Here is a 12,020-nt window from a genome sequence, read left to right as displayed (position 1 = left end):
CCAGAATCTTCACACGCTTAGTAATATATTGCTATGGTTATGAGCAAGTTCTTATACCGTCTTGTACTAAGGGTTGAGCTAGGATAGCCATATATCTTACTTTTGAAACAGATACTTGTTGCTTGGTTATACTAGGGTCAGTTGAGAAACTGTCACTCACCTAAGTCCTCTTTTTATCTCAGAAAAGATATCCTTAATTTTGTGCAAGGAGTGATACCACTTCACCAGATGTTTGCCACAAGTTATTTTCGCGATAGACTGTAAATTAAGGATTATTGCGAACTTCAAATGTTGCATCAAACAAGTGAATTGGTTCATATTTATACTAAATGCGCTTGAGTTAGCAAAATTCTCAAGCGCATTTACGTATTAGCCATTCATACTTGATTTTTTGATTGCTTGCCATTTGTTATTAATTCTTAAACAATGACAAATGACAAACAGCATACACATGACTCAGCCCAAGACAAAGTTAATCAGCTTACCAGGCACCACTATCACCTTTTTAACCTCCTTGCCTTCAAGATAACGTTGTCCAACCTCAGATTCACGGGCATACTTCTCTAAATCAACTTTGCTTGCTTGTGCAGGAACTTGAATTGCACCACGAGTTTTACCCATAATTTGAATTACTAAGGTGATTTCATCGGCAACCAATGCTGATGGATCGTATTGAGGCCAGGTTTCAGTATGGACTGAGTTGGTGTTGCCCAGCAAATGCCACAACTCATCGGCGATATGGGGTGCAAAAGGTGCTAGCAAAACGACTAAAGTCCGAATACCTTCTGCATAGACTGACGAATCTTTGCAGGTGGCATCATTCAGGGCGTTACTTAATTTCATCAATTCAGAAATAGCGGTGTTGAATTGATATTCGTCCTCAACGTCTTCGCTGACTTCCTTAATAGCAATGTGAATTGCCCGTCGCAAGTCTTTCTCTGCTTTTGTCAATTCGCCTTTACTGTCGCTATTAATCGCCTGACTACCAACAGCCACAAACTCCGTCACCAAGCGCCAAACTCGGTTCAAAAAGCGGAATTGCCCTTCTACATCCGCTTCATCCCATTCCAAATCTTTTTCTGGTGGTGCTTTAAACAGAATAAACATCCGGGCTGTATCTACACCATATTTGGCAATTACGTCTTCTGGTGCTACACCGTTGCCCTTTGACTTAGACATAGTGGCGTAGATACGTTCTAGTGGTTCACCAGTCTGGGGATCGCGGGGATTGGCAGGAGCGACTAAATGAGAAGGAACCCATTTATCTTTACCAGATTTATTGGGATTGAAGTAAGTTAAACCCTGCACCATGCCTTGAGTTAACAGGCGTTGGAAGGGTTCATCAAAGTTCAACAAACCTCTATCGCGCAATACTTTAGTAAAGAACCGCGAATACAACAAGTGCAAAATCGCGTGTTCGATTCCACCTACGTATTGATCTACGGGCATCCAGTCGTTTACTTTGCCAGGCTCGAAAACCTGCTGTTCATTCTTAGCATCAGTAAAGCGCAAGAAATACCACGAGGAATCAATAAACGTATCCATCGTGTCAGTTTCCCGCTTGGCTGGCGTACCGCAAGTAGGGCAAGGTACATTTACCCAGCTTTCCAAGTTAGCCAAAGGTGAGCCACCACGTCCAGTAAATTCCACATCTTCTGGCAACTTCACAGGCAAATCTTCATCTGGAACTGGCACTGCACCACAGTTAGGACAGTGAATAATGGGAATGGGTGCGCCCCAGTAACGTTGCCGCGAAATCAACCAGTCTCGCAGGCGATACTGTACTCGTTCTTTGCCAAAGCCTTGTTTTTCGGCGTATTCCACAACTGCTTTTTTGCCATCAGTGGAATTCATGCCGTCAAACTGGCTAGAATTCACCATAATTCCTGGTTCAGTGTATGCTTCTGTCAAAGATGCATCTGCATCGCCGCCTTCAGGCACAATTACTACCTTAATCGGCAAATTCTGCTCTTTAGCAAACTTGAAATCTCGCGCATCGTGGGCAGGTACACCCATAACTGCACCAGTACCGTACTCATACAGCACGTAGTCAGCAATCCAGATCGGAATTTCTTCACCCGTAAATGGGTTAATTGCCTTACCACCCGTGGGAATACCCCGTTTGGGCTTATCTTCGGCAGTGCGTTCCAACTCGCTTTCGTTGGTAACTTCTTCTACAAATGCTTCTACTGCTGCTTGCTGTTTGGGTGTTGTCACCAGCTTTGTCAAGGGATGTTCTGGTGCTAAGACGACGTAGCTAACGCCGTAAACTGTATCTGGACGTGTAGTATACACACCGATTTTTTCCGATCTGCCAACTATGGGAAATTCCAAGTAAGCGCCTGTGGATTTGCCAATCCAATTAGCTTGCATTAATTTGACACGTTCCGGCCAGCCTGGCAACTTATCCAAGTCATTCAATAATTCTTCGGCATATTCGGTAATCTTGAAAAACCACTGCCGCAATAATTTCCGTTCGACTTTAGCACCACTGCGCCAGGAACGTCCTTCGTTGTCAACTTGTTCGTTTGCCAATACAGTTTGATCGATAGGATCCCAGTTGACTGCTGCTTCCTTTTGATAGGCTAATCCCGCTTGATAAAACTGCAAGAAAATCCACTGTGTCCACTTGTAATAATCTGGTGAACAAGTAGCAACTTCACAGTTCCAATCAATGGACAAACCAAGGCGCTTTAATTGCTGCCGCATCTGCTCAATATTTTGATATGTCCATTTCGCTGGCGGCACACCCCGATCGATCGCGGCATTTTCTGCGGGCAAGCCAAAGGCATCCCAACCCATCGGATGCAGTACCCGATACCCTTGCATACGCTTGAGACGGGCAATCACATCGGTAATTGTGTAATTACGGACGTGCCCCATATGCAGGCTGCCCGATGGATAGGGAAACATGGACAGGGCATAATATTTGGGCTGCTTTGTGTCTGTGGGAGTGTGATCTAAGCCAAATTCAGCCCATGTTGTTTGCCATTTTTCCTCAATCGATGCTGGGTTATATCGGGAATCCACCAAAAATTCTCCTACTGGATCTGTAATCTTGTCTGCCTCCATATTTTAGATGGTAAGCAAAGGAATTTAAGTTGGATAAAAAAGGCAATGATTAAATTCAAAAAAAACTTGTCTGGATTGTTACGAGTGTTTGTCTACGGCACCCTTAAACCAGGTGAAGCAAACTATCAAAGCTACTGTGATGGTAAGGTTGCAAATGCTACTAAAGCCTTTACATTCGGTCAATTGTTTGATTTACCAGCAGGTTACCCAGCGATGACACTGGGCAATACCGCTGTCTACGGGTATTTACTTGAGTTCTCTTCTTCAGATGTGTTGTTTGATTTAGACGAACTCGAAGATTACCATCCTGCCAGATCTACTTCCGAAAATTTATACAATCGTCAGCAAATAGAAATATACGATTTGCAAGGACGATCGCTTGGTTGGGCTTGGGTATACTTAATGACACCAAATCTTGTTGGCAAATTAGGAGGAATCCTTCTGCCTGATGGCTGGTGGAGTAGCGATCGCAAATAGAGACGTGCCATGACACGTCTCTACAATAAATTTTTTAAATTTGCTGAATTTGTTACGAATTATGAAAACTTGTAGGGTTCATAATTCTGTATTAATAATTTTTAACTTTTTACCTGTTTGCATACTCAATTGTAATCGTTTTCCAAATCCCTAAATTTAAGTTGCTTTTGTTGATTGACTGGATTTTCTGGAGATGCTTCTGCGGCTTTGGGAATAGCCATGATCGGGTTATTAATAGCAAGCATTAATGGTGCAGTAACAGACTCAGTTTTTGGTTGTGTCTGTTCTGCCGATGGTTTGATAGCCAATTGCGGTGCTGTTAATTCACTACCCGGTAACAAGCTAGATACAGCACCGATGATAGTAGCAGCTATAGCAGCACCTCCCCAAGCCCAGGCCAGCCGCTCGCGGCGATGCAAACGACTCATCACTTGTTGAACTGTTTTCTCTAATGGCTGCTGTGACTGCGGTAATGGCATAGTCCGCAAGCCTTGACGCAGTTTCAAGAGTCTGGCGTACAAGCGTTGAACATCTGGATCATTTGCCAGCAATTGTTCCACTTGCTTGCGTTCTGCGGCTGTTACCTCTCCATCGAGATAAGCACTCAATAACTCGAAGCGATCGCGCTTCACCATATCTATCGCACCCGTTGAATCATTGGTATGCTCTTCCTTCTTGCCTGACAAATCATTGAATTGCAAACAAGAATGGTCGTTAAAGTGATAATCAGTAGTCATCTTAACATTATTACCAATTTATGCACGGGTAAAAAGAGCAAACTAGTTTGATGAAATTAATCATTCTTTCTCCTGCTGGTAATGCTTGCCGGCATTTTCTTTAAAAATCTTAATGGATTATAAAATTTTGCCATAGACCAAAGGATGGGTACATTAAACTTTAGGTATCTAGATAATTTTGCAACTGAGTTTGCAATCTGGCTCTGGCTCTAGCGATTCTCGACTTGACTGTTCCCAAGGAAACTCCAGTGATTTCGGCTATTTCTTCATATGCCATACCTTCAATTTCTCTTAGAACAATGGTTGTGCGAAATACCTCTGGCAAATCCGCGATCGCTTCTCTCAATTGTTCATAAAACTCTCTAGTCGTTAATTCTTCCTCTGGTCCAGGAGTGTCTCCGGCAATTTCCCAATCCATTTCGCCATCGTCTACCGAACGGGGAGCATCTAGAGATAGGGGACTAACAACCCGCTTGCGTTTGCGCAACTCGTCATAAAACAGATTAGTGGCAATGCGACTTAACCAGCCCCGAAATTTAGATGGTTCTTGTAATCGGTTAATATTCCGATACACTCGAATCCAGACTTCTTGAGCCAAATCGGCTCTGTCAGCCCAATCAGGAGCAAGATGGTATAAAACCCTGTCTACTTGGGATTGATAGCGGCGCAACAATTCTGCGAAAGCAGCACGATCGGGGCGCAATCCTGCTTGACAGCGCAAAATCAGGTCGTGGTTAGAAAGTTTGTCAACTTGCACTAATGCTTCTGGAAGTGTTGCATCAACCGTTGACCAGGATACAGTAATCGATTGACTCATAGATCGTACTGGCTTTAAATCATCCCTATCTATTAGACATACTCAACAGGGGCAGGTTCCTTGTGGAAGTGACGGATTTCTGACTGGAACACTGTATACTTTGCAAGATACATATTTAGGGTAGACAGTAACGTTACTTATACTGATGCTACAAATAGTAACTGGCTAATTACTATTGGCTAAAACGCAATGATGATGTATTAAACAAAGTGTAGTTACCAGCCGAGGAAAGTTAAAAATACAGTTCCCAAGCTATTATGTCACCTGCAATCAAGTCTTACTTTGAAGTTTTTGAAGGAAATTGCCTTAGTTTTGGCTTAAACCTAACGGCAAAGTGGTTGGTGAGAATTGCCGAAGCGATCGCTTCGTGACAAAAATAACCGCTATTTTTGTGGCAACCTGACCACAATAGTTGGCGATGATTCCTGTCGTTGCTGATAACTAGCACCACTATCAGGTTGATTGGGTATGCGAACTTGTAAAAACAAATTGAGGGAAAATGTGATTGTTATCGCTAGTAATAATTTTTCCAACATGGTCTTTCTCCCGCCCACACCATACTAATGATTGAATGCTGCACCTGTTGGGTTCCAGGAGAATGACTGAATTTCACCTGGATTTTTCAAATCTAGAGGTTGGCAAAAATCTGTATAGCCCTAGTTTGCCCACGAGTAGAAACAAATAGATGATGGAACTAATAAAAGTTTGTAAATTTTTGGTGATCGGATCATCAAGCAATCCAAAAAATTTTTCAGCGTTTGGCTAACTGTAAATACACAACGCGCACACCTGTTTCCTAAAAGGTAGAGTATCTTAGGTAAAAGTGTTGGCAGATTGCTCAGTTCACAGGGAGTTTGGAGAAAATAAACAATGGTGATGGCAAGAAATGAATCTGTAGCGCGTATAGCAATGCTGCTTTGTTTTGGCACAGCAATTTTGTCTCTTGCTGTCCATTGGCACATTTCTGCTTCTATGACGCCTTCTGCTAGTTCAGAGACTCAAGGGGGTGGTGCAGCCAGGGCAGCAGACATAGTTAAAACACCAAGGAGCTTGATCCAAGATGGCACAGACAAAAGCAATGCCTCTCACCCCATTAAGTCGCTCTTAGCTAAAGTTTCAACTCCTAAGGCTCCTTTATTTCCTGCGTCTGCTCCCCAGACAAAAGTAGTAGTTGATTTAAGCGATCGCCGTGTTTATGTTTACCGTTTAGGTCAGGTGATCGCCAGTTATCCAACTGGTATTGGTAAAAAAGGCTGGGAAACACCTACAGGTACTTTCGAGATTTCGCAAAAGCGCCTCAACCCTGCTTGGCGTCATCCGATCACGGGCAAAGTATTTCCAGCAGGAGCTGACAGTCCTCTTGGAGATAGATGGATTGGTTTCTGGTCAGATGGACGCAATCAAATTGGGTTTCACGGCACTCCAGATGATGAGCTAGTGGGTTCTGCTGTATCTCATGGCTGCTTACGTATGCGTAATCCTGATGTTCGCTTATTATACAAACAGGTAGATTTGGGGACACCAGTAGAAGTACGGAATTAGTTACTGGTTTTTAATGATTATTAATTTTTAAAATAAAGAATTCAGGATATAAACTTAGAATTCAGCAATCTTGTTAGTGAAATCTAAAGCCTCTGTCTGAAAAATAGGGACGCTTAGGCTAGGGGCTAGGAGCTAGGAAATAAGCACCAGGAGCAGGGGGGAAGAGGTGAAGAATTTTTTCCCGTGTCCTCTTCCTATTCCTCCAACCCTGTCTTATAGCCTAAGAGTGTGATTTTTGCTCAAAATTAGGTGCATAAACTTGGAGCAATGTGCTAACTTGACGCAAAATTTCGTTGCCAGTGTTTTTACCCAATGCCTGCCGTTCTGGGAAGAAATTTGGTCGATCTAAGTAACGAGCGATCGCTTCATTTACTTGCTGGGCAATCAATTCTTCAAGTTCTGCTTGAGCGCGTTGACGCTGGTAGTTAGCACCTTCTTCTGTCGTTGCATACAAAGGCGGCAGGCGGTTGAGGGCGTAAGCGGCAATATCTCCAACATCTAGCGAACTGTCACTGGTAGCTTCAATTTCAGCTACACGAGCGATCGCCTCCGTCAGTACCAATTCTTCCATCACGTTAATAAACTGTTTGCGTGGTACCGCCACCACCTCACCAGTTAATAGCGCTCCCATCAACCGATCCAGTGCCATGTACTCTTCGATGGAGAGTTCACTTGCGTTATCACAAATGCGCCCGACTTCTGCTTCCATGGCTGGTGTAAGATAACCATCCTGGAGAGCTTGTTCTACAATTTTTTCTATACTCATAACGCTCATCTTTTATAAACCACCCAAGCGAGGTAGGGACGGTACCGATCCAATTTATTCTGCCCAATTACGAGCAGAATATAAACAAAAATTTACTACTTAAATTCTTGATATCGCCAGGGTACAGGATCGACGGATTGGCCGTTGACATATAATCCCCAGTGCAAATGGGGACCTGTAGAAGCACCTGTGGAACCCACAGTGCCAATTAATTTACCGGGTTGAACAAAATCGCCTTCTTTGACATTAATGCGACTCAAGTGCATAAAAATACTTGTCACTCCTTGACCGTGGTCGATGCCAACAACGTTACCATGAACCCGGAAACCCTGGGATACCGTTCCTACCAAAGCAACTCGCCCAGCCGCTGGGGCAACAACAGGTGAACCTGCTGCACCAGCGTAGTCAATGCCACGATGGTAGTAATCATTTGCAAATTTACCATTATAGTAGCGACGTACACCATAAATTGTCGTAATTCTACCTGCATTTGGCTTGCCAAACATCCCATTCCAATACTTTTTTGGTGTTTGTAAAGCTTTAAATTCGGCTACGCGCTTGAGTTCGTACTCTGTAGCCTTTACTCCTGCTTTACCTGGAGGTAAAGTGATGCGTTGTACAGGAAATTTGCGATTCTGTACTAGTACCGCCAAGTTCCGTACCTTACCATCTCCTGAAACTCGAATTGTTCTGGTTCCAGGTTTTTCTAAAGGTGTTGTGGGGATAAAAGCCCTGTACTGATTAGGAGCAATCTCAAAGGCTGGATAAGATTTATTTCCAGTTGTAACTTTGGGATTAGCACCTGATCCCGAATTATCCACATTAATAAAAACCGACAGCGTATCTCCCAACTTAGGATTAGAGGGATTTATCTTTACCTGTAAAGCATCTGCAGGTAATGCTAAAGCAATGGGGAAAGCAGCAAACATTCCACCTACGACAATTTTGGCAAGAAGTTTGCTTTTCACATTTGGTACAACTGAATATAGTAAATTCTTGCCAGAATTACTAGCACGATTTTCGGTAATCATAGAAGAAGCTTAAACAAATCAAAACTTTACTGCTCAAAAACAGACTAAAGCATCGTATATTAGTTCCCCCAACTGCACTATAATGATTCAAAAATTAATTTTTTGCAAAGCTTTATATATGTTTGTCAATAATTAAAAAACTATTTTATTTTTGTTTAATGGTACTAATTTGTTTTTATATCTCAGTTGCATTATCCAAATTCTAAAGGTCACTATTGTTTGTGATTTGGGATGCTCGGTTTGTCAAGGAAGTAATTAGATTGTTATATGCAAAAAGCAATATGTGTGTTATTGTAAGTCGTCTAATATTTTTTATACTATTTACCAGCTTTTTACAGAGAAATCTACTGCTTAATATATATTAGTATGCGATGCGATATTTGGTTGAGCCGCAGCGTGGCTTTAGCAATCAACTTGCAAGCATATTACATAAATTCTTAATGAGTTACAGATAGGTACAGTCTAAATGCCAGAATCCCAAAGTTCATTTGAAAACAACCTCAGTAATTTGAAAGCATGGATGACACGAATTAAGAGTACCTCAGGAAGCTTGAGTACAGATGATGTTTTGGCAACACTAGAAAATATGGCCATATGGGCTGCAACTTTGGAAGCTGCATTAACTAGAGCTTGTCAACTAGCTTCATCGAGCGAGAGCGATCGCGAAGCCATCCAGTTGTATCAACGTCTGATCGAGCAAGCAACTCCTAATGTACGCAAGCTTTACGATTCTCTTTAAGTGTAGATTTTTGTAGAGACGTGCCTGGTATGTCTCTACAGATTTAAAAAAGACTAACAATGGCAATTTGGTATTAAACATCAATGACAAAATAGTATTAATATCAATACCTTCGCCAAAATCCAACACCCCAGAAAGGTGTCGCTATAAGATTAGCCCATGCAGGTGGTGAGACAGCGCTCTTGGGAAGGTAACACGAGCGCAGGCGACTGCGTAGACGCCTGAAAGGCGGCTTCTCGTAGAGTACCCGAAGGGGCTTTGTTTGTTTAGCCCCAGGCTTCCAGCCTGTGGGCGTTTTTGAATATACTAAAATTTTCTTTATACAAAGTATAAATTCATACTTTTAAACCAAGCAAATTATCACTTGGCGAGTAATTTGATGAAAATAGGGGCTATAACTCTCAAAAATACGTTGTTACAATCAACTGTATGCTGAAGTTAATAGGTCTTAATATTTCTTTGAAAAACTTGTGCAAGAAGATTTTAGGCTAATAGTCGATTTAGTGTCAGTTCTCGCCGTGGCAGCCTGTGGAGGATTGCTAGCGGCACTGTTACGACAACCTGTTTTACTTGGGTATCTGATCGGTGGTATGGTGATTGGCCCTGCCGGTTTGGGACTAATTAAAGAATTAATTCAAGTAGAGACTCTGGCACAGTTCGGCGTTGCCTTTCTATTATTTGCTTTGGGGGTAGAGTTCTCCTTTGCGGAACTTAAAAAAGTCCAGGCGATCGCTCTTGGTGGGGGTGGTTTACAAATTACCCTGACAATTCTGGTTACTGTTTTGGTGTGTGGAGTAACGGGAGCTTGGGGAGCCTTACCAGCTAAGGGCGTGTTTTTGGGGGCGATTTTGTCTTTGTCTTCGACGGCGGTTGTGCTCAAGTGTTTGATGGAGCGCAATGAAACGGAAACGCCGCACGGACAAGTAATGTTAGGTATTTTAGTGGTGCAGGATTTAGCCTTGGGACTGATGCTCGCTGTCTTGCCGGCTCTGCATCAACCAGGAGAAGCAATTGGCATTGCAGTTCTAACCGCCTTAGCCCGAATTGGTTTATTTGCTGCGGGTGCAGTGATCGCTGGTAAGTGGCTGATTCCGCCTTTGTTGCGATTGCTAGCCCGCACGGAAAGCCGAGAGTTGTTTTTATTGGGAGTAGTGGCACTGTGTTTGGGGATTGCCCTCCTGACGGAGTATTTAGGGCTGTCGATTGAAATGGGGGCGTTTGTTGCGGGTTTGATGATTTCGGAAGTAGAGTATGCCGATCAAACTCTAACTTACGTGGAACCTCTGCGAGACATCTTTGCCAGTTTATTTTTTGCCTCGATCGGGATGTTAATCGATCCGCTGTTTTTGTGGAATCATCTGGAATTGATTCTGGGGCTAGTAGCGCTGGTATTTATTGGTAAATTTTTGATTATTACGCCATTAGTAAAGTTATTCCGCTATCCTCTGAAAACTGCGTTAATTGCTGGGTTTGGGCTGGCTCAAATCGGGGAATTTTCCTTTGTACTTGCCAGTGAGGGGCAAGCACTGGGGCTAGTTTCTCGACAAATATATTTAATGATTTTAGGAACCACAGCAGTAACATTGGTACTTACCCCCTTTGTGCTGCGGTTGGTGCCGATTGTATTTGATTGGGCTGAATCAATGCCTTGGCTGAAGCCTTATTTAAGTGGGGAAGGTAAGCCACTAGAAGTTGCCGACGAACTACCGATTAAAGATCATGTGGTAGTTTGCGGCTATGGGCGAGTAGGCAAAAACTTAGTCAAGTTGTTACAGCAGCATAACCTACCTGTGGTGGTGATAGACCAATCTGAAAGCAGAATTCAGCAGTTGCGCGAAGCTGGTGTACCTTATGTTTACGGGAATTGTGTGAGTTTTCACGTTCTAGAAACTGCTGGTGTCAATCAAGCTAAAGGAATGGCGATCGCACTTCCCGATCCAATGAGTATTCGTCTTAGCCTCAAACGTGCCTTAGAATTATCTCCCGAACTAGATATAGTTGTTCGTGCCATTAACGATAAAAATATTGAAGTACTTTACCAATTAGGGGCGCGGGAAGTCGTACAGCCAGAGTTTGAAGCCAGTTTGGAAATGGCAACATACATTTTAACTGTTGTCGGATTTTCAAATACTGTAGTGCAACGAGAAATGCAACAAATCCGCAATCGCCATTATCTCGATTTGCAACCAGAACAGTCAGCCTCTCAAGTTTCTCGCCACCTGCGCCAAGCTACTCAAGATTTGAACAGCCGTTGGTATCCTTTGCCAGATGGTTCACCCTTAATTGGCATGAGTTTAGAAGAAGCGGATATGCGATATTTAACGGGAGTGAGCTTGATGGCTATTCGCCGCACTAATGGCGAAGAAATCGATTATCCGAGTACTGGTACTAAGTTAGAAAAAGGCGATCGCCTGTTAGTGGTGGGTTCTGACGAGGAACTGGCTGCTTTAAATGAATTTGCCTTGGGTAGAGCAGCCGTTCCCACAGACAACAGCGCTTGTCAGTGGGTGACACTCAATGCTGATTGTCCTGTGCTTGGTAAACACCTAGCAGATTTGGATGTCTTCCAACAACTGGGTGTACAGGTGCAGGCGATCCGCCGAGATGGCAAGTTTATCCGCTTTCCAGATAGCAAAATCAGCTTGCAAGTCCGCGATCAATTACTATTGTGCGGTAGCTTGCCAAGTCTTAATCAACTAGAACAGCTGCTTGCACCAAAAACCGAACAACCACTCTCTATCCCAGTAGTCAAAGCTTCTGAAGCGGATGCTCTGAAAGATTATTTACCTACAGATAGTGTGTGGGATTAGTAATTTTAAGAAGGCAGGAGGCAGGAGGC

Annotated in this window: 10 protein-coding genes; 4 read left to right on the top strand and 6 right to left on the bottom strand. The window is 43.1% G+C overall.

What is annotated here, in order from left to right; translation table 11 throughout:
* Positions 1 to 456 precede the first annotated feature (456 nt).
* Positions 457 to 3,072 carry a leucine--tRNA ligase gene (leuS, locus tag UYC_RS0131035; protein WP_016878045.1) on the bottom strand — a complete coding sequence of 872 codons (2,616 nt, stop codon included), beginning with the start codon at positions 3,070 to 3,072 and terminating at the stop codon, positions 457 to 459.
* 45 nt (positions 3,073 to 3,117) lie between these two features.
* On the opposite strand from leuS, the gene UYC_RS0131030 reads away from it, so the two are divergent.
* Entirely contained in the window at positions 3,118 to 3,549 is a 432-nt protein-coding gene (locus UYC_RS0131030) for a gamma-glutamylcyclotransferase family protein (protein ID WP_016878044.1), read from the top strand.
* Between the two features lie 125 nt (positions 3,550 to 3,674).
* On the opposite strand, the gene UYC_RS0131025 is transcribed toward UYC_RS0131030, so the two are convergent.
* From UYC_RS0131025 to UYC_RS39165, 3 genes are all read right to left on the bottom strand, one after another.
* A complete protein-coding gene (locus tag UYC_RS0131025) occupies positions 3,675 to 4,286 on the bottom strand; it encodes an anti-sigma factor family protein (RefSeq protein WP_016878043.1) in 612 nt (203 codons plus the stop codon).
* A 160-nt stretch (positions 4,287 to 4,446) separates the two neighbouring features.
* The gene (locus UYC_RS0131020; protein WP_016878042.1) at positions 4,447 to 5,103 is read right to left on the bottom strand and encodes a sigma-70 family RNA polymerase sigma factor; all 657 of its coding nucleotides are present in this window, start codon (positions 5,101 to 5,103) and stop codon (positions 4,447 to 4,449) included.
* A 383-nt stretch (positions 5,104 to 5,486) separates the two neighbouring features.
* Positions 5,487 to 5,639 carry a hypothetical protein gene (locus UYC_RS39165; RefSeq protein WP_016878041.1) on the bottom strand — a complete coding sequence of 51 codons (153 nt, stop codon included), beginning with the start codon at positions 5,637 to 5,639 and terminating at the stop codon, positions 5,487 to 5,489.
* Between the two features lie 334 nt (positions 5,640 to 5,973).
* Here UYC_RS39165 and UYC_RS0131010 point away from each other — a divergent pair, with 334 nt between their 5' ends.
* Positions 5,974 to 6,645, top strand: a complete 672-nt coding sequence (locus UYC_RS0131010) for a L,D-transpeptidase (protein ID WP_016878040.1) — start codon at positions 5,974 to 5,976, stop codon at positions 6,643 to 6,645.
* 220 nt (positions 6,646 to 6,865) lie between these two features.
* On the opposite strand, the gene UYC_RS0131005 is transcribed toward UYC_RS0131010, so the two are convergent.
* Together UYC_RS0131005 and UYC_RS0131000 are read right to left on the bottom strand one after the other, a co-directional pair.
* Complete coding sequence (locus tag UYC_RS0131005) at positions 6,866 to 7,411, bottom strand: late competence development ComFB family protein (protein WP_016878039.1); 546 nt, start codon at positions 7,409 to 7,411, stop codon at positions 6,866 to 6,868.
* A gap of 95 nt (positions 7,412 to 7,506) precedes the next feature.
* A complete protein-coding gene (locus UYC_RS0131000; protein WP_016878038.1) occupies positions 7,507 to 8,442 on the bottom strand; it encodes a M23 family metallopeptidase in 936 nt (311 codons plus the stop codon).
* 466 nt (positions 8,443 to 8,908) lie between these two features.
* Here UYC_RS0131000 and UYC_RS0130995 point away from each other — a divergent pair, with 466 nt between their 5' ends.
* Both UYC_RS0130995 and UYC_RS0130990 read left to right on the top strand, forming a co-directional pair.
* Entirely contained in the window at positions 8,909 to 9,181 is a 273-nt protein-coding gene (locus UYC_RS0130995; protein WP_016878037.1) for a hypothetical protein, read from the top strand.
* Between the two features lie 470 nt (positions 9,182 to 9,651).
* Positions 9,652 to 11,991, top strand: a complete 2,340-nt coding sequence (locus UYC_RS0130990) for a monovalent cation:proton antiporter family protein (RefSeq protein WP_016878036.1) — start codon at positions 9,652 to 9,654, stop codon at positions 11,989 to 11,991.
* Positions 11,992 to 12,020 lie beyond the last annotated feature (29 nt).

The organism is Chlorogloeopsis fritschii PCC 6912, from assembly GCF_000317285.1.
Taxonomy (GTDB): domain Bacteria; phylum Cyanobacteriota; class Cyanobacteriia; order Cyanobacteriales; family Nostocaceae; genus Chlorogloeopsis; species Chlorogloeopsis fritschii.
This window is presented reverse-complemented; position numbering and strand designations above follow the sequence as displayed.